This is a genomic window from Nocardia sp. NPDC004168 (genome assembly GCF_040610355.1).
GTDB classification, from domain to species: domain Bacteria; phylum Actinomycetota; class Actinomycetes; order Mycobacteriales; family Mycobacteriaceae; genus Nocardia; species Nocardia sichangensis.
The window spans coordinates 334,703-357,528 of the sequence record NZ_JBEXME010000003.1 but is presented as its reverse complement, the minus strand read 5'-3'; the positions used below and the strand labels follow the sequence as shown (position 1 = coordinate 357,528).

The following is a 22,826-nucleotide window of genomic DNA, read 5'->3' as shown; positions in this document are numbered from 1 at the left end:
TCACCCCACGTCCCGGCGCAGCCAGGTGACCTCCGCGCCGGATTCCGTTCCGTAGCGGTAGATTTCGAGGTCCTCGTCCCACGCGGTGCCGAGGGCGCGGTCGATTTCTTCAGCCAGGTCGTAGGCGGAGTACTTGCCGAGTTCCCGGGTGGCCTGCAGCATCGCGCGCAGGCGCATCTCGCCGAGCATGACGTCGCCGTTGGCGCTCGTCGAGCCGTGCCACAGGCCCAGGCCGGGAACGAAGCTGTAGCGCTCGCCGTCCACGCCGTCGCTGGGGTCCTCGGTCACCTCGAAGCGCAGAACCGGCCAGGAGCGCAACGATTGGGCGATCTTCGACGCCGTGCCGACGGGGCCGATCCACTCGCTGGTGGCGCGCAGTTGGCCGTCGGCCGGTTGGGCGGTCCAGCGCAGTTTCGCGGGGGCGCCGAGGGCAGAGGTGAGCGCCCACTCGACATGCGGGCACAGCGCGGCAGGCGACGAGTGGATGTAGACCACACCCGCCGTCGCGTCCGCGAACTGACTCGATGCGCGCACCACCAACACCTCCAGCTTCGACGAGGAACGTCTTCCCCAACGATTCGTCGAACTGGCGTTGCCTGAGTGTACTGGAGTGCCCGAAGTTACACGTGTTACTTCGTGACCGTGTTGCGCGTGGCGGCCACCTCCGCGATGACGGCATCGCTCAGCGGTGGCCAGGCCGCGCGCGCCCAGTCGCCGAAATTCTCGTCGCTCAAGGCGAGACACGCCAACCCCGTTCTCGGGTCAACCCATAAAAATGTCCCGGATTGGCCGAAATGTCCATAGGTTTGTGGCGAATTCGTGCCACCGGTCCAGTGCGGAGTCTTGCCGTCGCGGATCTCGAAGCCCAATCCCCAGTCGTTGGGGCGCTGCGAACCGTAGCCGGGCAGGACGCCGTTCATGCCGGGGAACTGGACCGAGGTGGCCTCGGCGTGCGTCTGCGCCGAGATCAACTGCGGGTCCAGCAATTCGGCGGCGAAGCGGGCCAGATCCGCCGCGGTGGACCGCGCCGCGTGCCCGGCCGGACCGGCAAGCACCGAAGCGGTCATGCCCAGCGGCTCGAACACGGCGTCGCGCAGGTACTCGTCGAACGCGATCCCGGTCTGGGCGGTGACGAATTCGGCGAGCACCTCGAAACCCGCGCTGGAGTAGATCCGCCGGGTCCCCGGCGCGGCTTGGACGTCGGTGGTGTCGAACGCGAGGCCGGACGTGTGCGCCAGCAGATGACGCACCGTAGCGCCGGGCGGGCCCGCGGGCTGGTCGAGTTCGACCGCGCCCTCCTCCACCGCGACCAGCACCGCGTACGCCACCAAGGGCTTGGTCACCGACGCGAGCGGGAACACCCGCCGCACGTCGCCTTCGCTCGCGGCACCGCCGTCGGCGGTGACCACCGCGGCCGCCGCGTGGCGGACCGGCCATTCCCGGATCTGCTCGAGTGAACGCACCCTGCGAGCCTACGAGAACCGCGTAGCTACCATCGATTCACCATGAGTGAAACGCCCACTGTTCACGGCGACGTCGCGCCCGGTTTCGAGCCGGTCGCCGACGCCTTCCGCCGCAATTTCGAGCGTCACGGCGAAATCGGCGCCGCCGTCGCGGTCTACGCGGGTGAGCGCCCCGTGGTGGACCTGTGGGCCGGGTTCCGCGATCGCAGGCGCACGCTGCCGTGGGAGCGGGACACGATCGTGCCGGTGTTCTCCTCGACCAAAGGCATGGCGGCGTTCACCGTCGCCACCGCCGTGGCCGGGGGCCTGCTCGACTACGAGGAGCCGGTGGCGAAGTACTGGCCGGAGTTCGCCGCCCACGGCAAGGACGCGATCACCGTGCGTCAGCTGATCGACCACCAGGCGGGGTTGTCCGGCCTGAGCGAGGTCGTGCGACTGCCTCAGATCGCCGACCTGGACGGGCTCGCGACCGTTCTGGCGGCACAGAGACCGGCTTGGCGTCCCGGCACCAGGCACGGCTATCACGCCATCACCCTCGGCCTGTACCAGGGCGAGCTGTTGCGCCGGGTCGACCCGCGCCGTCGCACGCTCGGGCGAATCTTCGCCGAGGACATCGCCGCACCGCTCGGCGTCGACTTCTTCATCGGCCTGCCCGCTGAGCAGCGCATGGACCGCATCGCCACGATGTCGGCCACCCAGGGGCTGGACGTGTTGCGCTACGAACGCGATCTTCCGCTGCGCATCGGCGCGGAGATCTATGCCAAACGCGGCCTGTCCTACGCGGCGCTGACCAATCCGCGCTGCGGAGCGCCTGCGCGGGCGACCCGGCGCGAGTTCCTCGAAGTGGAACTGCCGGGATCCAACGGAGTGGGCAACGCCCGCGCGCTGGCGAAGGTCTACGGCGCGGCCGCCGCTCGCACCGGTGCGTTGCCGATCGACGACGCCGTGCTGGACCGGCTCGCCGCTGCCGAGACCGCCGACGACGTCCCCGCCGAGGATCTGGTGCTGCACACCAAGAGCCGCTATCACCTGGGCTTCCGCAAGTCGCGCGGTATTTTCCGCTTCGGCTCCGACAAACGCGCCTACGGCACCACGGGGCTGGGCGGCTCGTTCGGATTCGCCGATCCCGCAACGGGCCTCGGTTTCGGGTACACGATGAACCGGCTGGGTCTGGCCGTCCTCGACGACGTCCGCAGCCGCAACCTGCGCGAAGCCCTGCTGCGCTGCCGGATCTGAGCGCCTCGATCGCCGGCTCGGCGAAGCGGTGCCGTACGAGCTGATCGCACGGATCGCCACCGCGCTCGCCGAGCGGCGGTGCGGTGCTCTACCAGTCGGCTTCGGTGTACTTGATGATCCCGCGGATGTTCTTGCCGTCCAGCATGTCCTGGTAGCCCTGGTTGATCTCCTCCAGGGAGTAGCTGCGGGTGACCATGTCGTCCAGGTTGAGCTGGCCGGACTTGTACAGCGACAGCAGGCGCGGCGCGTCCTGGCGGGCGTTGCCGCCGCCGAAGATGCAGCCCTTCACCGTCTTCTGCAGCATCGACAGCAGGAAGCTGTTCAGCTTGACGTCGCTCTCGTCCATCCGGCCCATCGAGGTGACCACCAGGGTGCCCGCCTTCGAGGTGAGGATCAGGCCCTCTTCGATGTACTCGCCGTGCATCTCGCCCATGGTCAGGATGACCTTCTCGGCCATCCTGCCCTCGGTGGCCTCCAACAGCGGCATGATCGCGGCGGCCATGCTCTCGTAGGTGTGCGTGGCGCCGAACTTCTGCGCCTGCTCGCGCTTCCACGGATTCGGGTCGATCGCCACCACCTTCGACGCGCCCGACAGCACCGCGCCCTGCAAGGCGCTCATGCCGACCCCGCCGATGCCCGCGATCACCACGGTCTCGCCCGGAGCGACCTGGGCGACGTGGGTGGAGGAGCCGAAACCGGTGGGGACGCCGCAACCGACCAGGCAGGCCACCTCGAACGGAATGCTCGGATCGATCTTCACCACGGAGGTGTGGTGCACCGTCATGTACGGCGCGAAGGTGCCCAGCAGGCACATCGGAATGACGTTCTCGCCGCGGGCCTGGATGCGATAGGTGCCGTCGCTGATCGCCTGCCCCAGCAGGAGACCCGCGCCCAGGTCGCACAGCGCCATGTGTCCTGCCACGCAAGCCGGACAGCGGCCGCAAGCGGGGATGAACGACAGGATCACGTGGTCGCCGACCTGCAGATCGGCCGGGCAGTTCGGGCCGAGCTTGGTGATCACGCCCGCGCCCTCGTGCCCGCCCATGACGGGGAAGGACGGCATCGGGGTCGCGCCGGTCACGATGTGGTGGTCGGAGTGGCACATGCCCGCGGTTTCCATCCGGATCTGCACCTCGCCGGCGACCGGGTCACCGACCTCGATCTCCTCCACCGACCACGGCTGGTCGATCCCCCACAGGATCGCGCCCTTCGTCTTCATTCCTGTCGACCCTCTCGCATGCACGTGCTTATATGTGACTGCACCCACAGTACGAGAAAAATGTAACGCGTTCTAGTACCGGTCGAAAAAATCGTCGGTATAGCGTGACCCAATAGCCGAACGCGTTACAGTTCCGCGACGCGTCAGCCCTGGACGTCGTGCACGTGGTGCACCAGATCGTGCACGAAATACCGCGCGAACGACTCCACCGTGAACTCCGCCCCGTCGCCGCGCGCACCGCGCAGACCACGGCGCTCGGGCGGCACCGACGCGAAGGAGCGCGCCACCCGCTCGGCGGCATCGGCCAGCTCCGCGGCCACCCGAGCCGGGTCCTGCTCGTTGTAGCGGTCGGCCACCGCGGTCGCGTCCTGGTCCCAGTTCGGGAAGCGCGGCGGCTCGCCCTCGGGGTCACCGGCCAGCATCAGGCCGAGGCGAGTATCGAACAGGCGGCAGACGTCACGCACATGTGCGCCGTATTCCAGGGCGGACCAGGTCGATTCGTCCGGCCGCAGGCGGACGCCGGGACGGTCGAGCACCGCGGCGAAGCGGACCGCGGTGTCCCTGGTCAGCGTCGGTACGGCCGCGTAGCTGGTCGCGGCGGCGTCGAAACCGCATTGCGAACAAGGGCGCTCGAGCACCCAGGTCCAGTCCTTGACATCGGGAACGATCGGCATGCGCTCAACCTAGGCGCGGCCGGATCGCGCCTTCCACCGATATCCGGTCAACTATCGAGCACATCCCGACAGTTCACTCCATCAGCCGGTGCGCCCGCTCGAAGAGTTCCAGCGTGATCGCGTGCAGGAAGTCGCCGACCTGTCTGGGGGCCTTACCGGCGAACGCGCGGGCATGCGTGCCCTCCAGGACGATGCCGAGCTTGAAGCAGGCCAGCACGGTGTACCAGGACATAGCGCTCAGGTCGCGGTCGGAGAACTGCCCGTAGTGCGCGATCATCTCCTCGGCCGTCGGCAGCCCGCCGACCGCGCCGAGCTTGCCCACCAGCGCCGCTCCCGTGGTGCCCGGCTCCGGGCGGGTGGCGATCTGCCAGCCGAGGTCGAGCAGCGGGTCGCCGATGGTGGACATCTCCCAGTCGACCATCGCCGCGACCTGCGGGCCGTCGAAGGAGAACATCATGTTCGCCAGATGGCAGTCGCCGTGCAGGATGCCCGGGGTCCACTGGGCGGGGCGATTGCGGTCCAGCCACTCGCCCACCGTCGCCACACCGGGGATCTCCGGGCCGGGGTAGCCCTCGTTGGCCGAGTAGGACTCGAGCTCACCCAGCCAGCGCGGCACCTGACGTTCCAGGAAACCCTCCGGCTTGCCGTAGTCGGCCAAGCCGAGCGCCTGGTAGTCCAACGCGCCGAGGCGCGCGATGGCCTCGACCGCGGACAGGCCCATCTGCCTGCGGATCTCCGGATCGCCCGCATGCAGTTCGGGCAGTTCGTTCTGCGGGTTGAAACCGCGGATCGGCTCCATCAGGTAGAAGACCGCGCCGAGGACCGACTCGTCGGCGCAGGCCGCGATCACCCTGGGCGCGCGGACCTCGGTGCCGCCCAGCGCGCCGAGCAGCCTGGCCTCACGCCGGATCACGTCGTTGCTCTTCGGGCGCAGATGTTTCGGGCCGCGACGCAGCACGTAGGTCCGGCCGCCGCGGGTGAAGCGGAGCATGATGTTCTGTGTTCCGCCGCCCAGCGCGGTCACGTCCTCGAACTCACCCCCGGACAGACCCTGCTCATCCATCCACTTTCCGACGACGGCGAAGTCGACGACCGCGGGATCCACATCGACCGGTTGCGCAACAGACATGCCCCACATTGTGCACCACCTGCCGACCCGAACTGAAGGCAGATGACAACAGTTGGCTACCACCGGCGCGGCGTAGGGTTTCGAGCACCATGCGCACGCTGTTGATCGACAACTACGACTCGTTCACCTACAACCTGTACCAGCTGATCAGCGAGGTGAACGGCGTCGAGCCGACAGTCGTGCGCAACGACGAGGCGCGCACGGTCGCCGAACTCGATCTGGGACGCTACGACAACGTCGTCGTCTCACCCGGCCCTGGGCGGCCGGACGTGGCCCGCGACGTAGGGATCTCCACAGCGGTGATTCGCGAAAGCGACCTGCCGCTGCTCGGTGTGTGCCTGGGCCATCAGGGAATCGTGGTCGCGGCGGGCGGCGTGGTCGCCGCGGCGCCCGCGGCCCGGCACGGATATCTCGATCGCATCGAGCACGACGACCAGGACCTTTTCGCGGGCGTGCCGCAGGGCTTCACCGCCGTGCGCTACCACTCGCTGTGCGCGCTGCGGCCGCTGCCGGACGATCTGGAGGTCACCGCGCTGTCCGGCGACGGCGTCGTGATGGGTGTGCGGCACCGCACGCGACCGCAATGGGGCGTGCAGTTCCATCCGGAATCGATCGCCAGTGAGTTCGGCGCGGCTCTGCTGCGCAACTTCGCGAGACTCACCACGGCGCACCGGAGCAGGCGCGCCGTCCCGGCGGCGAGCCCATCGATCGACGCCGGGGGTGAGTTCGTCGCCGAGCCGGTCGCCGCAGGCCTTCCGCTTTCCGCCACACGCACCGCGGCCTCGCCGATGCCGCTCGCACCGGAGCAGTTCCCCGCCGCGGCAGCCCAACTCGAGCGTCCCGCCGGGCGCACGGGTTTCGATGGCACGGTGCCGCGGACCTTCCGGCTCCAGCGGGCCTTCCTCGAACGGCCGATCGATACCGAGAGCGCGTTCGTGCAGTTGTACGCCAACTCCCCCACCGCGTTCTGGCTGGACAGCGAGCACGTCGAACCGGGGGCCGACCGGTTCTCCTTCCTGGGCGACGCGAGCGGTCCGCTGGCCGAGGTGCTGCGCTACCGCGTGGGCGACGGCGAGGTGACCGTGGAATCGTCCGACGGGCACCGGCGCACCGCACCCGGCGGCATTCTCGAGTTCCTGGCCGCCGAGCTGCGCGCACGCAGGCTCGAACTGCCCGATCTCCCCTTCGATTTCGTCGGCGGCTACGTCGGCTATCTCGGCTACGAGGTCAAAGCCGACTGCGGCGGCAACGCGGCGCATCGCGCGGCGACCCCGGACGCGCAATGGATCTTCGCCGACCGGATGGTGGTGGTCGACCACGTGGGCGAGCGGACCCATCTGCTGGCGCTGAGCGACGACGTGGAGACCGCCCGGTCCGCCGCCGACTGGCTGCGCGACACCCGCGAAACCCTCGACACCCTGCCGACCTGGACCAATCCACCGCCACTCGAATTACCGCCGGACGGTGACGCCGTCGCGCCACTGCTCACCCGCGGCCGGGAGCGCTATCTCGCCGACATCGCGGTCTGCCGGCAGCGGTTGCATGCCGGGGAGTCCTACGAGATCACTCTGACCGACAGCGCCACGATCCCCGCCACCGCGGCCGACGGCCTCGACTTCTACCGCACGCTGCGCCGGTGCAACCCCGCCCCGTATGCCGCCTACCTGCGCTTCGACGATCTCGACATCGCATGCTCGTCACCGGAGCGCTTCCTGAAGGTCGACCGCCGCCGCATCGTGGAGAGCAAGCCGATCAAGGGGACCGCACCGCGCGGCGCGACGCCGGAGCAGGACGAGCGCCTGCGCCGCGAGCTGGCCGACAGCCCGAAGACCAGGGCGGAAAACCTCATGATCGTCGATCTGCTGCGCAACGATCTGGGCCGGGTCTGCGAGATCGGCAGTGTGTACGTCCCGAAACTGATGGCCACCGAGCAGTACGCGACCGTGCACCAACTGGTGTCGACGGTGCGTGGCAGGCTGCGGCCGGAGGTCGGCGTGGTCGATTGCCTGCGAGCCTGTTTTCCCGGGGGCTCGATGACCGGTGCGCCGAAGCTGCGCACCATGGAGATCATCGATGCGCTGGAAACCGAAGCGCGCGGGATCTATTCGGGCACCATCGGTTTCCTCGGCCTCGGCGGCACCGCGGACCTGAACATCGTGATCCGCACCGCCGTCCGCTACGGCGGGCGCTGGCGGATCGGCGCGGGCGGAGCCATCGTGCTCGACTCCGATCCCGCCGACGAGTATCACGAGGTTCTGCTCAAGGCGGCCGCCACGTTGCGCGCGGCCGCCGACCACGCGCACCGCTGAGCGTCCGACCTCGACTATTTGTGCCGCTTGCCGGACTTTCGGCGGGGCGGCTCCTCGGCGGGCGGTTCCGGCGCGCTCAAGCCGGTCAGCTTGGCGAGCAAGGCGAAGCCGGGCAGCTTCGCCAACCGCCCGAGCACGTCCTCCCCGAGCGAGATCATCGCCTCCAGCCGGGGCAGCAGGCGGTCGTAGGCGGCGAAGGCCGGATCGGCCAGGGCCAACGTGCGGTCGAGCCGATCGATGGTGGAGTTGAGCCGCTCGATGGCGGTCGACAGGCTCTCGATCAGGCCGGGCAGTTGCGCGGCCAGCTGAGCGGACGCGGGCGGCAGCCGCACCGCCGTGTCGAACGCGGATGTCGCCGTCAGCTGAGCGGCTTCCAGCGCCTGGCCCGCGGCCGTCTGCGCCGCCTCGACCGCCGCCTGGGCGGCGGCCAGCACGTCGGCGGGGCCGGGCACACGCCCACCGGGCAGTTTCGGGGTCGGCGGCCTACGACCCGGGCGTTTCGGGTTCGTCATGGGGAACACTGTGCCGCACGCCCCGCCGAAGGACCGGCCCTCGCGCGTTCGGCGTGTCGGAGGCTCATGGCATAGTTCGAGCACCATGAAACTCAGCAAGGGCGCGAACGCAGCGGTACCGACATCCCTTCTAGCCGTGGTCGTTTCATGGCGATCGGAGCACACGGTGGACGCGCACGCCTTGCTGCTGGACGCGTCGGGCGCGGTGCGCTCGGATCGCGACCTGGTGTTCTACAACGCGCCGCGGCACGTTTCGCAGGCGGTCACCCTCGATCAGGAACCCGCGCCGGGCACCGCGCGGCTGAGCGTCTCGCTGCCGCGCACGGAAGCCGACGTCGACCGCATCGTCGTCTCCGGCTCGCTGGAGGACGGCACCTTCGGCGACATCCACGGGCTCACCGTCGCCGTGCACTCGGTGGACGGGGCGGTCGTGACGTTCGAGATCGACGACGCGGCGGCGGTGTCGGCGCTGATGTTCGGCGAGTTCTACCGCCGCGACGGGCAGTGGCGGTTCCGCGCGATCGGCCAAGGCTGGTCCAGCGGACTGGCGGGGTTGGTCACCGAGTTCGGCGTCCAGGTCAACGATCCCTCGGCGCCCGCCCGCACCACGCATCCCACCAACCCGTTCCGGGTGCGCCGCCCGGCGGCGAATCCGTCCGCGCGAGAACGACTTTCTCCGGCCGGAGCGGAACCCGCCGCCGAACGGTCCGCTGGGCACGACCCGACCTCGGCACGACGCTTCGCCCACGGATCGTTGCCCTCCGGCCACTCAGCGCGAAACGGGGAAACTCCCGCCGAAATCGGAACGGACCTCGCCGAAAACGCGCCGGTCCAACGCGAACCCGTCCGCACCGACGACTCGCCCGGGCGGCTCGAAGGGACCGAAGTACGCCCGGGCGTAGACACCCCCGCCCGGCCACGCACCGAAGTGCTCGACCGTGGCGATACGTCTCCCCTGCCGCGCCCACATACCCACCGCACGGTCGACCTCCACCGGCACAGCCGCGACACCGCACCGCCCGCTCCTCCGCCCCCGCACCCCGAACTCGCGGACTGGCACCCGGATCCGGGCAACCCGCAGACCATGCGCTGGTGGGACGGCACCATATGGACCGAGGACCGGTATCTCCGACCCCCGCCCGGCGACCGCCACTGCGCACGCTGCGGAAACACGCTGCGCCGCAAGTTCTTCGGTGGGTTCGCGCCGTGCCAGAGATGCGCCCAGGAGATCGAGGAGTACCTCGTCCACTGGCACACCAGGGCGTGGCGGGTGCTCACCGGCCACGGGCCACGCGGCCCCGAGTGGGCGGACCTGTGGGCATCACTGCGTTACCAGCGCATCGACGCCGAAGCGGGCCGCGCGGTGCTGCGCGACGCGGGGCTCAGCTACGTGGAGCGGCTGGTCACCTTCGCCTTCGCCGACGGTGAAGTCCGGCACGCGGAACTGGAACTGTTCGAGCACGCGGTCACCGAACTCGCGCTCGGCGGACCGCTGATCGAGGATCTGCGCAGGCGAATGCATCGCGGGCACACCCTCTACCGGCTGCGTACGGGCGATCTGCCGATCGTCCGCACGCCCGGCCTGCACCTGGACCCGGAGGAGACGGTGCACCTCGATCTGCCCGCGACGCACGTGCGTCAGCTCGCACGCGGCCCGAAGTTCACCGAGGGCAGGCTGATCGGCAGCAACAAGAAGCTGCGTTTCGTCGGCGCCGACACCGGCATCGAGATGCCGTGGTCACGAGTGGTTTCCGTGCACGCGGAACAGGGAACGGTGGTACTCGCGGCCACGTCCGCGCGCGGCGGCGCGACCTTCGCCGTCGACGATCCGGATTATGTCTCGGCCGCGCTGGAAGGCGCGCTGCGCGTGGCCAAACGTCTCGTTCTCACGCCAGGCCAGCGCGACACCCGCAGCATCCCGCAAGAGGTGAAAGCGGAGGTGTGGCAGCGCGACGGTGGCCGCTGCGTCGAATGCGGCGACGGGCACTACCTGGAGTTCGACCACGTCATCCCGCTCAGCCGCGGCGGCGCGACCAGCGCCGCCAACCTCCAGATCCTGTGCCGCGCGTGCAACCGGGCCAAAGGCGCCCGCATCTGAACCCGGCTCACTCGCCGAGCAGGCCCGCGGTGCGGCCCAGATCGGCGAGCATCGCGTCGAACAGGATCTCCGGATTGTCCAGCGGTATCGGGTAATTCCCGAACACCTCGAGCGTGACGTGGCCGTAGAGCCGCGCCCAGATCTGGATCATCAGGTACGTCACACCCAGATCCAGTTTCTCGGCGGGGAACTTCTGGCCCGACTCCGACAGCGCCGCCAGCAGTTCGGTCTGGAAGTGCACCAGATCCTCACGCAACTCCGGCGGGATGACGTCCGTCGATGGCGTGACGATGTCGTAGTTCGCCAGCAGCCTGCCCGCCGCGGCCAGGAAAACCCGGCCGAAGGGCTCGTCGAAGCGGCGCAGCGCGCGGGCCTGGCCCGCGCCGGGCGAGGCGAACACCAGGGTGAACTCCCTGGTGTGCGTCAGCGCCCAGCGCCGGAAGCCGCGGCAGATGGCGAAGAACTGCGCGGCGCCGTCGTCGGGCAGCGTGGCGATCTCGGCGGTCAGTTCCCCGGCCAGGTCGGCGCAGAAGTCCAGCCGCAGCCGCTCCAGCAGGTCTTCGAGCGAGTCGTAGTACCGGTACAGCGCGGGCGCGGTGACTCCGAGTTCGCGCGCGATGGCACGCAGGGTGACCGCATCGGGCCCGCGCTCGACCAGCAGCGCGCTGGCCACCCGCCGGATGTCGGTGTCGGTCACCACCGGCGCGCGGCCCCGTGGTCTGGACTGTTGCACTGATCGATTCAAGCGTATTCGACGTCCCAGCGCTTGATCCCGTTCAGCCAGCCCGACCGCAGCCGCACCGGCTCGGACACCTGGCGCAGGTTGGGCATCACGTCGGCGATGGCGTTGAACATCAGATCGATCTGCAACCGGGCCAGGTTCGCGCCGACGCAGTAGTGGGTGCCGGTGCCGCCGAAGCCCACGTGCGGGTTCGGATCGCGCAGCACGTCGAAGGTGAACGGATCCGCGAACGCTTCCTCGTCGAAATTGGCCGAGCTGTAGAACAGTCCGAGCCGTTGGCCCTTCTTGATCTCCTGGCCCCCGAGCACGGTGTCCTGTGTGGCGGTGCGCTGGAAGGCCGTGACCGGGGTGGCCCACCGGACGATCTCGTCGGGCGCGGTGCGCGGACGCTGCTGCCGGTAGATCTCCCACTGCTCGGGATGGTCGACGAACGCTTTCATGCCGTGGGTGATCGAGTTGCGCGTGGTCTCGTTTCCCGCCACCGACAGCAGGATGACGAAGAACGCGAACTCGTCCGAGCCGAGGTGCTCGCCGTCGATATCGGCGTTCACCAACTGGGTGACGATGTCCTCGGCCGGGCAGGCGCGCCGCTGTTCGGCCATGTTCCAGGCGTAGCCCATCACCTCGGCGGTGGCGGCGTGGTGATCGCCCTCGAATTCGGGATCGTCGTAGGAGATCATCTGGTTGGACCAGTCGAAGATCTTCTTGCGGTCCTCCTGCGGGATGCCGATCAGTTCGGCGATGGCCTGCAACGGCAGTTCACAGGCGACCTGTTCGACGAAGTCGCCGCTGCCGGACTTTCTGGCCTCGTGCACGATCCGCGCGGCGCGTTCGGTCAGCGCGGCGCGCAGGCTCTCCACCGCCCGCGGGGTGAAGCCCTTGGAGATGATGCGGCGGGTCTTGGTGTGCTTGGGCGGGTCTAGGTTGAGCAACAGCATGTCGCCGAGCATGTCGATCTGCTCGCGCGTGGTCTCCTCGTTGAACCGGATGATCGCGGTATTCTCGTGCGAGGAGAACACCTCGGGATTCTTGGAGATCTCCTTGATGTGCGCGAGCTTGGAGACGACCCAGTAGCCGCCGTCGTCGAAACCGCTGGCCCGATCGGACTGAGCGCACCACCATACCGGGGCGGTGCGGCGCAGTTCGGCGAACTCCTCGATGGGCAGGCGGGTGGCGAGCAGATCGGGGTCGGTGAAGTCGAAACCCGTCGGGATCGAGGGCGTGGTCACGGTCACGGCTAACTCCTACGGCGGTCTGGGCGCAGACCTGGCGAACACGGTCACCAGTGATGCAACCACAGAACCGAGCTTCGTGAACAGCGTTTAGTAAAACCCGTTTACTTTTCATGCCGCCGGTCCGCCCACCGGACCACGGCCGGAGGTGGCAGGTATCGGCCATTACCCCGATTCAGGTGTACACCGACGCGGCGGACCACCTCTAATGAGAGCAGCAGCCCTACTCCGGCCGGAGGTGCCATGCCCAGTCTCTACGACCACGTCGGCGGCGACGAGGTGCTCCATCGTGTCGAAGCGGCGTTCTACGACAAAGCGCTCAGCGACCCGGTGCTGAAGACGTTGTTCACCGAACGACTGCCGCAACACGTCGACCATCTCACCTGGTTCACCGCCGAATCGTTCGGCGGCCCGGATCGATTTACCCGAGAGCTCGGATTCGAATACATCATCGCGGTGCACCGCGGCCTGTGGATCACCGACGAGCAGCGGGAACGTTTCGTCGAGGTGTACATGCAGACCTTCGAGGAGGCCGGACTGCTGGAGAACGAAGAGTTCCGCACCGCGGTCTATGAGCACGTCGCATTCGGATCACGGGTGGCGCAGCAGAATTCGCATGCGACCAGCGATTCGGAGTTGCACCCGATCCGGGAGGTCCCACGCTGGAGTTGGGCGGGCGACGACTGACTCAGCGCAGCGTGATCAGCGGCGGCGGCTGCCATCGCCTCCGCAACACCACCGGCTTGGGCGCGAACAACGCCAGGCTCGCCGAGAACGGATCGGATTCCGGGATGGGCAAGCAGTTGCCCCTGGGGACGCCGGACCGGGATCGTGCTGCTGGAGTGTGGGATCGTATCGCGATGAGGTCCAGTCCTCCATGATCCCGTTCCGCCTCCCGATGCGATCGGTCGCAGCGCCAGATCCGTCCCGGAGCATATCCGCCTGTTTGCGGAAAAGTAGCTGGCCAGCGGTACCTGTCACCCGATCGCCGAGAGCGGCGGGACTTCGCGCGAATCGCGTCAGAGCACCGGTAACAGCGGCGGGGGACGCCAGCGCCCCTGGACGGCCTCCGCCTTCGGCGCGTACAGGCGCAGGGTCAGCGAGAATTGTCCGGATTCGGGAATCGGCAGCCAGTTCCCGGCCGCGACGCCCGCCCTCGGGTCGGTGTACTGCAACGCGATGTCGACGGACCCATCGGGGTCGACCGTCACCGGATCCGGATGGCCGACCGCGTAGATGCCGGCCGGATTGGGCACCAGATAGTTGTCGGCGGCATAGGCGGTCAGCGACCAGAACTCGTCCACGGGCGGCAACTGGCCGGGCGCGAAATGCAGCCGGAATCGGCCCGTGCCACCTCCGGCGTCCGTCGACGCGAACAGCGTCGGATAGTAGGCGTTCTCGGTCATCAGGCTGGCGCCGAGCGCCACGTGAGCGATGACGGCGCGCAGCAGATAGTTGGTGCCGAACCTGCCGACGTCGGGGTCGACCAGCCAGCCGTTCTCGTTGACCGTCCGCGCACCCAGAGATACCGGGATCTGCTGCCGTGCGGTCTCCACCGCCGCCGTGAGCTCGGTATCCGAGATGCCCTCGACTGTGCCACCCGGCCGGATCCCGATCTTCTCGAACCGCCGCATGGCGGGCGCGTCCTCGGGCGCGGTCGGGTTGGTCGACAGCAACGCGCACATCCGGTCGAAGAACACCCGCGGGTCTATCCCGGCGACCCACTCGGGTGGCGGCTGTACGCTCGATTGCCCCGTCCCGATGGGCGCAGGCGGCTCGGTGCCCGCCACCCAAGCGCTCAACGGCACCAATCGCAATCCCTCTTGCGCGGCGCGCACCGCCGGGAGATCGCTCTCGCCGTCGACCCGGATCCGGACGATCAGCCACACCGTCGGCGTCGGCATCGGCAACGGCGTGAGACCTTCCGGTAGCGCACCCGACCACCTCGGACCGGTCACCGCATAGGTATACGGCGGCCCGGCCGACTCGGTCGCCGGCCGCCGGCTGCTGGGGTTGTGCACGTTGTTCGTCCAGGCGTCCGTCACCTTGGCCAGCCAGAACCGGCCCTCGTCCAGCGCGGGGACGCTCAGCACCATCGGCTCGCTCGCCACATCGAGCCACGCGGTGGAACGCAGCGTGTCGCGGTCGAGCCGTACCACGTCTCGCTGCGCCGGGGTGGGCAGCGAGGCGGCGTGGTGGAAGCGGTTGATCGGCGTGACCATCTCCGCAGCCACCCGGGTGACGTCCAGCAGCACCAGAGGGTAGCCGAATATGTAGGCGTCTTTGGCGATCGTGGCAGCGTCACCTGGGACGAGATGCGGCCCGGAATCCTGGCCGAATCCGCCGCATGCCGCCGATCCGAACGCGGCCACCGACGACACCGCGACGCCGAGCGCCGTGCGCCGTGACATCGTGAGCTTGCCTTCGGTCCTCTCGTCCATGATCCGCTCCGCCTCCGATCCTATCGGCACCGCGATTCCCGCACCGGAGCGCGACCGCACTCCGCGACGGAAATCGCAGCTCGAGGGCGTTTGCGGAGGTTCGCCGCGAGAACACGCGGGAAGGAGCGCCGCCCTCGCTCAGAATTCCAGGACGGTGTTCATGATGGTGCCCGCACTGGTGGCCACCACCCCGCCGATCATCGCGCCGGCGATCATCTTCGGCGACTGCAATCCGCCGCCGCTCCACTTCTCCCAGGCGAATCTGCCGCCCGCGTAGATGATGCTGACGATGCCCGACGCGAGCGCGAACCAGGTCAGGTACCGGACGAACTGTAAGAGCTTGTCCGCCAGGGGCGGCGCCTCCGGGGTCGGATTGCCGATCTGCGCCAACGTCGTGAACGAATCGCCGACCGACGCAAGAATGATGCTCACCGTCTACTCCCTCTACGCTCGAATACAACCCTGCCGCCGACCAGCCGCTTTGCGAAAGCCGTTCGACCACCGATGAATTCGGCCACGAACCAGGATACGGGCCCAGACGCCGCCGCGGTGCGCGCACTGCGCGGAACCTTCGCGCCCAGCGGCGGAACGGGCAGCAGGCTCAGGAGTTCGGCTACCCGGGCGCGGGCGAGGGAAACACGAACTTCCCTGCGCTACATGGACCTGACTGCATCGCGGCGAGCGAACGGATACGATCTTCTCAGCGAATCACTTGCCCCTGTCCCGAATCCAGAATGAGCGAACGACGATGATCCTGGCCGCCGCTTACGACACCCTGGCGCAGATCGGCAATCCCAGCCCCGAGGCACCGCCGATCTCCGACAAGTTCCTCCAACTGGTCCGCTACCTGACGTGGTTCGTGCTCCTGTCGGGCATCTGCGGCATCATCTACGCCGGTGGCCGCTTCGCCTGGGAGAAGTGGACCGGCGGCGGGCTCGAGTCACCGAAGATGGTGGCCGGAGCCATGATCGGCGGGGTGGTGGCCACCAGCGCGGGCACCATCATGAACGCCGTCATCGGCTGATCCGCCGCGGACGAATCGCGAACCGCTATAGCTTTTCGCTATGACAAGCGGGCGATGCGCGGTGAGCAGGGCAGGTTCGCGCTGTCAGCGCAGAATGCCCGCGTTTCGCGCTGCGCGCAGCCAGTCCGGGAACTCCCCGAGCAAACGGGCGTAGAGCTGCGCGTCGTCGACCTGATCGATGTCGTCGAGGGCGAAGAAACCCGCGTTGTCGACCGCCCGGTCGGGCAATTCGTCCAGAGCGCGCAGCAGACCGTAGTTGGCGCGACCGAGCCCGACGAACTGCCAGAAGGCGGGCAACCGCGCGGCTTCGCGCATGAGCGCCGTGATCTCGCGCTTCTTGGCGAAGCCGCCGTCGGTGAAGAACAACACGAGCGTGGGACGGCCACCAGGGCGCAACGAGTCGATGATGTCGCGCATGACCGGCAGTTCGTCGTTGCGGCCGCCGAGCCGGTCGTAATCGATGTCGCCGTGGGTGCCGCCGAGATGCAGATAGGTCCGGGCCCAGTCGTCACCGTGCTCGACGGTGATGTCGGGCAGCTTGGCGAACGAGAGGGCGTACAGGTACGCCTCCAGGGTGCCGTCGTCGTCGAGCTGGGTGGCCACCGGAATCATCCGCTGCACGACGCGGTGCACCACCTGATCGCGGTACTGCCGTTGCATGCTGCCGGTCTTGTCGATGACCAGCACGACGCGGGCACGGATGCCGAAAGCGTCCTTGTCGATGAGGACCTTCGCGACCTCACGCTTGCGCAGGTCCAGTTTCGCGCGCTTTTCGAAGGAGAGCTTCGCCTCGCCGGGAACGGTGAACACGTCCGCCGCCGGGGCGAGATTCGCCACCGGCCGATCCGGAGAAGGAACGTTCGCACCGGCGGGTTCCTCGTCCACACTCACCCCGTGATCGGTGACCAGCGCGGCGAACCCACCCGCATAGCCTTGCCCGACCGCACGCACCTTCCACGTCCCATGGCGGCGGTACAGCTCGAGCGCGATCACCACGGATTCGCTGCTCAACCCTTCGATGCGGTACTCGTACAGAACGTTTCCCGCGGCGTCGGCGACCGTGGCGACCGGCGGCGCGAACCGGCCGAAGGTCTGCGCCGGATCGTCGAGTGTGAGCACCGCACGCAACTGGGCGATGTTCGCGGGCAGATCACCCAGCGAAACCGACAGCACTCCGGGCGTTCCCGCCGCCAGCGAGACACCGGGCGCGCTGGGCTGGTTGAAGAACACGAAATCCGCGTCGGATCGCACGCGCCCCACTTCGGTCACCAGTAGCGCCGACACGTCGACCGCCGCCTCGGTGCGCACCGACACCAGTAGGTGAGCCAGGTCCAGCACACCGTTCTGACCCTTGACCAATGCCGCGCCCATCGAAGCTCCCAGCCGTCGTCACTCCGCAATCGTCACCGGGATCAGGGTAAGGCCGGCCCGGGCCGGATGCGGAGTGTTCGCCGCGGCGATACCGGTTCACCCGCCGCCGAATTCGCCATCGCCGTCAGCGGATACCGGTGCCGCTCAGCGTGGCCATCGGCGGCCGATCGGCCGCGGGCGCCGCGCCCGGCACCGCATGCCAGCTCGAGCCGTCCGGGAGATATTGCGTCAGCGGGACGCCCGAATCGGGGATTCCGAACCGGTCGAGCAGCGTCGCGATCACCTGCCTGCTCATCTCGGCCAATTCGTGCAGCGGCCGATTGCGATGCACGCGGGCGCCGAGATCGACCTGCCCGATGGCGCCGGCCCCGTGCCTGCGCCAGGTGTCGATGAGGATGCCGATCTCGACGCCGTAGGCAGGTGCGAACGACAACGACCGCAGCAGTTCCCGGGTGGCCGCGTACTCGCCGCCCAGCGGCTGACGCAACTCGGCCAACTCCGGCGCGAGCGCGGTGAGCAGCGGCCGGGCCACGAGTTGGGTGACGCGTCCGCCGCCGTCGGGAGCGTCGCCGAACGGGCGGCGGTAGAACCCTTTCACCAACCGCAGTCGGTCGTCGGACAGCAGTGGTGCGAGCAGCGACGGCACGAACCGCGGGTCGGGAGCGACGAGATCCGCGTCGACGAACACGATGAGATCACCGGACGCCACCGCCAGCGACCGCCACAGCACCTCCCCCTTGCCCGGACACGGCGGCACGGCGGGCAGCGCTTGCTCGCGGGAATAGACGGTCGCGCCAGCCGCTCGGGCACGGGCGGCGGTCCGGTCGGTCGAGCCGGAATCGAGCACGATCAGCTCGTCGACCAAGGTGCCGACCAGGTCACGGATCGAGGCCACCACGTCCGCGACGGTGTCCTCCTCGTTCAGAGCGGGAACGACCACCGAGACGGTGCGGTGCCGCTTGCGTTCGAGTAGCTCGTCGTGCGACCACGCGCGGTCGTAGTGCACGACGCCGGTTGCCGTCACCGTGGCTCCCCGTTCCGCGACGGCAGCGCGAGACTGAGCACGACGAGCACCAGCGCGATCGCCGCGACCATCCACAGCACAGTGACACAGGCGGCGAGGAAGGTGTGCGCGGCGGCGATCTGTCCGGCCACGTCGGCCCCCGCGCCGGGACAGGTGTGCGCGTCGAGGTGCGGGGTCGGCGAACGCAGCGCCGATTCGGCGCAGTCGGCGAACGACGTGACGACACCGTCGCGCTGGGCGGTCGTCGCCGGAGAGTTCGTCAGCGATGCCGCCAGAACGGCTTTCGCATGACCGACGCCGAGGTCGGTGTCGGCGTCGACCCGGCGGAAGAACAGCGCGCCGAGTACCGCCACGCCCAGCGAACTGCCGATCTGCTGCACGGTCGGCACCGTTCCGGACGCCGAACCGGTCGCCCGTTCCGCGACGCCCGCCATCATGGCCGCGGGCAGCGGCGCGGCGAACAGCCCCATCCCGGCTCCGGCGGCGAAGACCGGTACGGCGAGCCGCCCCAGATCGATCGCCGCGTCCTCGGGGTCGACGGTCAGCGCGATGACCACGATGGCGACCGCGAACACCAGCACCCCGAGGGTGAGCCCGCGACTGCCGAGCCGCGCCACCAGGATCGGCGAGGTGAGCGCGCCACACGCGCCGCCGAGCGCGAAAGGCAGCACCAGGATTCCGGTTCGCAAGGCGGTGAATCCCAGCCCGGATTGCGCCATCACCGACACGGTGAACAAGAACGCGGCGAAGATCCCGAAGAACAGCAGCGTGAGCACGGAGCCGACCGCGAAACCCCGGTCCGCGAAGAGATCGATCCGCAGCAGCGGGCTTTCCCCGGCCCGCAGCCGCCTGCGCTGATGCCAGACGAATACGACGAGCAGCCCGAGCCCGGCGCCGAGCAGCCCGAACAGCTGCGGGGGCCAGCGTTGTGCCCGTCCGGCCGCGAGCGGATACAGCAGGGCGACCAGTCCGCTGCTCGCCAGCAGCGCGCCGGCGACATCCAGCCGTTCCCTGGTCGGGGGCCTGCCGACGTGCAGATGCCGGTGCGCCAGCAGCAACCCCAGGACGCACAGCGGCACGTTCAGCAGGAAGATCGCGCGCCAGCCCAGGCCGAACGGATCGGAAGCGATGACCGCGCCGCCGAGCAACGGCCCCACGATGGCCGCCAGACCGGCGGCCGCGCCGTAGAACCCGAAGGCCAACGGCTGCTTGCCCTTCGGGAACACCGCGCTGATGATGGCGATGACCTGCGCGGACATCGCCGCGGCGGACAGGCCCTGGACAGCGCGCGCCGCGATCAGCTCGCCGGGCAGGTGGGCCAGGCCGCACCACACCGAGGCCATGGTGAACGCCGCCATGGCGCCGAGGAAGACGCGCCGCCGCCCGATCGACTCCCCGATCCGCGCGGCGGTCATCAGTGTGCCCGCGAAGGCCAGGCTGTAGCCCGCCACGACGAACACCTGCGCCGAACCGGGCGCCGCCAGATCCTTGGCGATGCTCGGCAGCGCGGTGTTGACGATCGTCATGTCCAGCATCTGCATGAACACCGCGAGCAGGCACGCGCCCAGCGCGGCCCACTCCGGCGGGCCGACGACCACCGAAGGCGTGCCGGTGGCGATGCTCGCCCGCTTACTCATGGAAGGGCGCCGACCCGCACCGCGCGGTCGCCTTTCGCGGCGACGTCGGCCACGATCGCCTGCATGGCGGTGACGTAGCGCCCGATCGCCTCGTGCGCCTGCGGCGTGTCGGGGAACAGCAGGCTGAGGGTGGTGACGTCGGTGAACCTGTTGATCCAGATGTAGACCTCGCGCGAACTGCCGCGGTTGGCGAACATGCCGCCGTCGATCTTGTCGAACATCTCGACGCCCGCCATTTTGCGAATGTCCAGGTAGGACAGCATGCGCGCGTTCCAACCCGGCCGAGTGCGGATACCGAGTTCGGGCGGCGCCAGTTGCAGTGCCCGGTGCAAGGACACGTCGGTCAGGTCTTTGCCCTGGTCATATGCCTGCTGCGCCGCCGCTACCACGTCCGCGAAAGACTGCTCGGCGCCCACAGAGAAGGCCACCGGGATCAGATTCGTGTACCACCCGACCGAGGCGGCCTCGCCGTCGGTGCGGCGCGTGTTCACCGGCGTGAGACCGAAATACCAGTCGCCACCCGCCAATTCGATCTCCGCGAGCGCGGCCGCGGCGAACAGTCCGCCGGTGAACCGGCCATCGCGCGCCCGGCAGGCCTCCTCGAAGCGCAGCGCACCCGGTTCGTCGATGAGGACGGTGGTCACCTGCGCGCCCCGGACGTGCTGGTCTCCGTCGACCCACAGGTCCACCGGGAAACCGGGCACGTCACCGCCGTTGCGCCGCAGCAGATCCAGCCAGACGGAGATCTGCGGTGAGTCGGCGGTCAGCTCGGCGCTGTGGCGGCGCTCGCGCTCGCAGTACGCGATGTGGCCGGTCACCGGCGCGAGAGTCAGGCTGCCGCCGGACAATTCGCTGCCGTAGAGCGTCAGCAGGTCTACGCACGACAGTGCCTGTGCCACACCGTCGGTGTGCAGGTGATCCACCGCCGCGTACATCGTGAACGACTCCGCGTGCTCGATGACGCCGAAACTGAAGCAGTCCCAGTCCAGCGGGCCGGGCGTCTCGGCGAAGACGTGCGCTCGGATGGTGTCGCTTTCGCTGTGGACGCCGTGTTCGGTCGGCACCATCCGGATGTCCGCCGGGTCGAGTACCCGGCGCTCCACCCGGTCCTCCGGGGTGCGGACGAACCAGCTCCAGAACGTGTCGTGCCTGCGCAGGAAAGCGTCGACCGTGCGCGTGAGCGCGGCATGGTCCGGGACGCCGGGAATCGTGAACGCGAGCATGCACACCCGCGAAACGCGGAAACCCGCATCGGCATTGCGGTATGTGGTGCGCAGGTATTCCTCCTGCTGATGTGACGGCGGCGCCGGATGCGCCGGGGCACGGCGCGCCGCGGCGAGCGATTCCGGTGCCGCGCGCCAACTGGTGAGCTTTCCCGCAGCGGGATGCCATTCGTCGATGAAACCGAAATTGACCACAGGTGTTCTCGATTCGTGCCGGCGAGGAGAAATCCTCGGCTGAACCCCCATGAAAGTTAACGACTTCGATCATCCGACGACCATGGGTAGCACGGAATCTTGTGACCACCACCAGCAGACGGCGCGGGCGGGTCGTCGAGTTTCCCAAGAATGCTCGCGAGCGCTTGCCGGGCATCGTGACCGCGCCCTACTTTCGCCACCACTACGGTGCACGAAGCAGGTTCGGAGGTCTTGCGTGCGGGCACGAACGACAGGCAGGCCAGGCGCGATCATCACCTCGATCGCCGTCGCGCTCGCGCTCGCCGCTACACCGCTGTCACCGGCCTGGCCTGCGGCGACAGCGGAACCTACGGCCCGGACACCGGGCACGGTGACCGCGGATGACGCCCGACTGGTCGGCATCGAGCCTGGCACCGGTCGGCTGACCGACGTGCGGATCCATTCCGCCGCGATGGGTACGACGATCCCGGTGAAAGTCATCCGCGCACCGGATAATTCGGCACCCGCGCCGACGCTGTATCTGCTCAACGGAGCCAGCGGCGGCTCGGAAGGAAGCAACTGGACCGATCGGACCGATATCGAGGATTTCTTCCGGGACAAACAAGTGAATGTCGTCGTACCCATGGGCGGCGAGGGAAGTTATTTCGCGGATTGGCGGACGGACGATCCGGTGCTGGGCAGGCAACGCTGGACGACATTTCTCACCAGAGAACTGCCGCCGCTGATCGACGCCGCTTTCGCCGGCAACGGCGCCAACGCCGTCGCCGGAATCTCCATGGCGGCCACCTCGGTATTCCAGCTCGCCCTCAACGCACCCGGGCTCTATCGAGCCGTCGGCTCCTACAGCGGATGCGTCCGCACCAGCGATCCGCAAGGCCAAGCCATGGTCGCCGCCGTCGTCACCCGCTGGCGCGGCAACGCCCTCAACATGTGGGGCCCGCCCACCGATCCCCGATGGGCCGCCAACGACCCGTACCTGCACGCGGATCAACTGCGCGGCACTGCCATCTACGTCTCCACCGGCACCGGCATGCCGGGACCCTTCGACCGGCCCGACGGGCCCGGCATCGACGGCAATCGCGACAAACTGGTCAGCCAGCTCGTCACCGGCGGCTTCCTGGAGGCGATCATCAACCAGTGCGCTCGCGACCTGAGCGATCGATTGCGTTCCTTGAACATCCCCGCGACGTTCGACTTCCGTCCCTCCGGCACGCACTCCTGGGGCTACTGGCAAGAGGACTTGCACAACTCGTGGCCGCTGATCGCCGCGGCGCTGGCGACCCCCGCCACCGGATAG

The 22,826-nt window shown here is 68.7% G+C and carries 20 protein-coding genes; 6 read left to right on the top strand and 14 right to left on the bottom strand.

All coding sequences use genetic code 11. The features are described from left to right. The gene (locus tag ABZW96_RS08710) at positions 1-534 is read right to left on the bottom strand and encodes a DUF3145 domain-containing protein (RefSeq protein WP_355072714.1); all 534 of its coding nucleotides are present in this window, start codon (positions 532-534) and stop codon (positions 1-3) included. Between the two features lie 95 nt (positions 535-629). After that, entirely contained in the window at positions 630-1,463 is an 834-nt protein-coding gene (locus tag ABZW96_RS08705) for a serine hydrolase domain-containing protein (RefSeq protein WP_355072712.1), read from the bottom strand. Between the two features lie 42 nt (positions 1,464-1,505). Here ABZW96_RS08705 and ABZW96_RS08700 point away from each other — a divergent pair, with 42 nt between their 5' ends. Then, positions 1,506-2,699: a serine hydrolase domain-containing protein gene (locus tag ABZW96_RS08700; protein WP_355072710.1), complete on the top strand. Its 1,194-nt coding sequence runs from the start codon at positions 1,506-1,508 to the stop codon at positions 2,697-2,699. An 88-nt stretch (positions 2,700-2,787) separates the two neighbouring features. On the opposite strand, the gene ABZW96_RS08695 is transcribed toward ABZW96_RS08700, so the two are convergent. The 3 genes from ABZW96_RS08695 to ABZW96_RS08685 form a co-directional block, all read right to left on the bottom strand. Further along, entirely contained in the window at positions 2,788-3,918 is a 1,131-nt protein-coding gene (locus ABZW96_RS08695) for an NDMA-dependent alcohol dehydrogenase (RefSeq protein ID WP_355072708.1), read from the bottom strand. A gap of 143 nt (positions 3,919-4,061) precedes the next feature. After that, positions 4,062-4,592, bottom strand: coding sequence for a DinB family protein (locus ABZW96_RS08690; protein ID WP_355072707.1), 531 nt, complete (start codon positions 4,590-4,592; stop codon positions 4,062-4,064). Positions 4,593-4,665: 73 nt separating this feature from the next. Then, on the bottom strand, positions 4,666-5,730 hold the full coding sequence (locus ABZW96_RS08685; protein WP_355072705.1) for a phosphotransferase family protein: 1,065 nt from the start codon (positions 5,728-5,730) through the stop codon (positions 4,666-4,668). Positions 5,731-5,810: 80 nt separating this feature from the next. Here ABZW96_RS08685 and pabB point away from each other — a divergent pair, with 80 nt between their 5' ends. Further along, on the top strand, positions 5,811-8,030 hold the full coding sequence (pabB, locus tag ABZW96_RS08680; RefSeq protein ID WP_355072703.1) for an aminodeoxychorismate synthase component I: 2,220 nt from the start codon (positions 5,811-5,813) through the stop codon (positions 8,028-8,030). A gap of 14 nt (positions 8,031-8,044) precedes the next feature. Here pabB and ABZW96_RS08675 read toward each other — a convergent pair whose 3' ends face one another. Further along, on the bottom strand, positions 8,045-8,542 hold the full coding sequence (locus ABZW96_RS08675; RefSeq protein WP_355072702.1) for a hypothetical protein: 498 nt from the start codon (positions 8,540-8,542) through the stop codon (positions 8,045-8,047). An 85-nt stretch (positions 8,543-8,627) separates the two neighbouring features. Between ABZW96_RS08675 and ABZW96_RS08670 the strand changes: the two genes are divergently transcribed. After that, a complete protein-coding gene (locus tag ABZW96_RS08670; protein ID WP_355072700.1) occupies positions 8,628-10,640 on the top strand; it encodes a TerD family protein in 2,013 nt (670 codons plus the stop codon). 7 nt (positions 10,641-10,647) lie between these two features. Here the strand turns inward: ABZW96_RS08670 and ABZW96_RS08665 are convergent, their stop codons facing one another. Further along, positions 10,648-11,373 carry a TetR/AcrR family transcriptional regulator gene (locus ABZW96_RS08665; protein WP_355072698.1) on the bottom strand — a complete coding sequence of 242 codons (726 nt, stop codon included), beginning with the start codon at positions 11,371-11,373 and terminating at the stop codon, positions 10,648-10,650. Positions 11,374-11,381: 8 nt separating this feature from the next. Next, complete coding sequence (locus ABZW96_RS08660; RefSeq protein ID WP_355072980.1) at positions 11,382-12,611, bottom strand: cytochrome P450; 1,230 nt, start codon at positions 12,609-12,611, stop codon at positions 11,382-11,384. A gap of 246 nt (positions 12,612-12,857) precedes the next feature. On the opposite strand from ABZW96_RS08660, the gene ABZW96_RS08655 reads away from it, so the two are divergent. Next, the gene (locus tag ABZW96_RS08655) at positions 12,858-13,301 is read left to right on the top strand and encodes a hypothetical protein (protein WP_355072696.1); all 444 of its coding nucleotides are present in this window, start codon (positions 12,858-12,860) and stop codon (positions 13,299-13,301) included. Between the two features lie 332 nt (positions 13,302-13,633). Here ABZW96_RS08655 and ABZW96_RS08650 read toward each other — a convergent pair whose 3' ends face one another. Together ABZW96_RS08650 and ABZW96_RS08645 are read right to left on the bottom strand one after the other, a co-directional pair. Further along, on the bottom strand, positions 13,634-15,055 hold the full coding sequence (locus tag ABZW96_RS08650; protein WP_355072694.1) for a DUF1254 domain-containing protein: 1,422 nt from the start codon (positions 15,053-15,055) through the stop codon (positions 13,634-13,636). A gap of 138 nt (positions 15,056-15,193) precedes the next feature. Beyond that, positions 15,194-15,487, bottom strand: a complete 294-nt coding sequence (locus ABZW96_RS08645; RefSeq protein WP_195077704.1) for a hypothetical protein — start codon at positions 15,485-15,487, stop codon at positions 15,194-15,196. Between the two features lie 316 nt (positions 15,488-15,803). Between ABZW96_RS08645 and ABZW96_RS08640 the strand changes: the two genes are divergently transcribed. After that, entirely contained in the window at positions 15,804-16,079 is a 276-nt protein-coding gene (locus ABZW96_RS08640) for a hypothetical protein (RefSeq protein WP_355072692.1), read from the top strand. Between the two features lie 84 nt (positions 16,080-16,163). On the opposite strand, the gene ABZW96_RS08635 is transcribed toward ABZW96_RS08640, so the two are convergent. The 4 genes from ABZW96_RS08635 to ABZW96_RS08620 form a co-directional block, all read right to left on the bottom strand. Then, positions 16,164-17,450, bottom strand: coding sequence for a VWA domain-containing protein (locus ABZW96_RS08635; RefSeq protein WP_355072691.1), 1,287 nt, complete (start codon positions 17,448-17,450; stop codon positions 16,164-16,166). 124 nt (positions 17,451-17,574) lie between these two features. Next, a complete protein-coding gene (locus tag ABZW96_RS08630) occupies positions 17,575-18,474 on the bottom strand; it encodes a glucosyl-3-phosphoglycerate synthase (protein ID WP_355072689.1) in 900 nt (299 codons plus the stop codon). Beyond that, complete coding sequence (locus tag ABZW96_RS08625; protein ID WP_355072687.1) at positions 18,471-20,111, bottom strand: MFS transporter; 1,641 nt, start codon at positions 20,109-20,111, stop codon at positions 18,471-18,473. The genes ABZW96_RS08630 and ABZW96_RS08625 overlap by 4 nt, the downstream gene beginning before the upstream one ends. After that, the gene (locus ABZW96_RS08620; protein ID WP_355072685.1) at positions 20,108-21,529 is read right to left on the bottom strand and encodes a condensation domain-containing protein; all 1,422 of its coding nucleotides are present in this window, start codon (positions 21,527-21,529) and stop codon (positions 20,108-20,110) included. The genes ABZW96_RS08625 and ABZW96_RS08620 overlap by 4 nt, the downstream gene beginning before the upstream one ends. Before the next feature lie 235 nt (positions 21,530-21,764). Here ABZW96_RS08620 and ABZW96_RS08615 point away from each other — a divergent pair, with 235 nt between their 5' ends. After that, entirely contained in the window at positions 21,765-22,826 is a 1,062-nt protein-coding gene (locus tag ABZW96_RS08615) for an alpha/beta hydrolase family protein (RefSeq protein ID WP_355072684.1), read from the top strand.

Bases quoted from the DNA above. Each gene is read 5' to 3' on its own strand.
- ABZW96_RS08700 (WP_355072710.1), top strand. From the start codon at position 1,506: ATGAGTGAAACGCCCACTGTTCACGGCGACGTCGCGCCCGGTTTCGAG.
- ABZW96_RS08695 (WP_355072708.1), bottom strand. From the start codon at position 3,918: ATGAAGACGAAGGGCGCGATCCTGTGGGGGATCGACCAGCCGTGGTCG.
- ABZW96_RS08690 (WP_355072707.1), bottom strand. From the start codon at position 4,592: ATGCCGATCGTTCCCGATGTCAAGGACTGGACCTGGGTGCTCGAGCGC.
- ABZW96_RS08685 (WP_355072705.1), bottom strand. From the start codon at position 5,730: ATGTGGGGCATGTCTGTTGCGCAACCGGTCGATGTGGATCCCGCGGTC.
- pabB (WP_355072703.1), top strand. From the start codon at position 5,811: ATGCGCACGCTGTTGATCGACAACTACGACTCGTTCACCTACAACCTG.
- ABZW96_RS08675 (WP_355072702.1), bottom strand. From the start codon at position 8,542: ATGACGAACCCGAAACGCCCGGGTCGTAGGCCGCCGACCCCGAAACTG.
- ABZW96_RS08670 (WP_355072700.1), top strand. From the start codon at position 8,628: ATGAAACTCAGCAAGGGCGCGAACGCAGCGGTACCGACATCCCTTCTA.
- ABZW96_RS08655 (WP_355072696.1), top strand. From the start codon at position 12,858: ATGCCCAGTCTCTACGACCACGTCGGCGGCGACGAGGTGCTCCATCGT.
- ABZW96_RS08650 (WP_355072694.1), bottom strand. From the start codon at position 15,055: ATGGACGAGAGGACCGAAGGCAAGCTCACGATGTCACGGCGCACGGCG.
- ABZW96_RS08640 (WP_355072692.1), top strand. From the start codon at position 15,804: ATGATCCTGGCCGCCGCTTACGACACCCTGGCGCAGATCGGCAATCCC.
- ABZW96_RS08635 (WP_355072691.1), bottom strand. From the start codon at position 17,450: ATGGGCGCGGCATTGGTCAAGGGTCAGAACGGTGTGCTGGACCTGGCT.
- ABZW96_RS08625 (WP_355072687.1), bottom strand. From the start codon at position 20,111: ATGAGTAAGCGGGCGAGCATCGCCACCGGCACGCCTTCGGTGGTCGTC.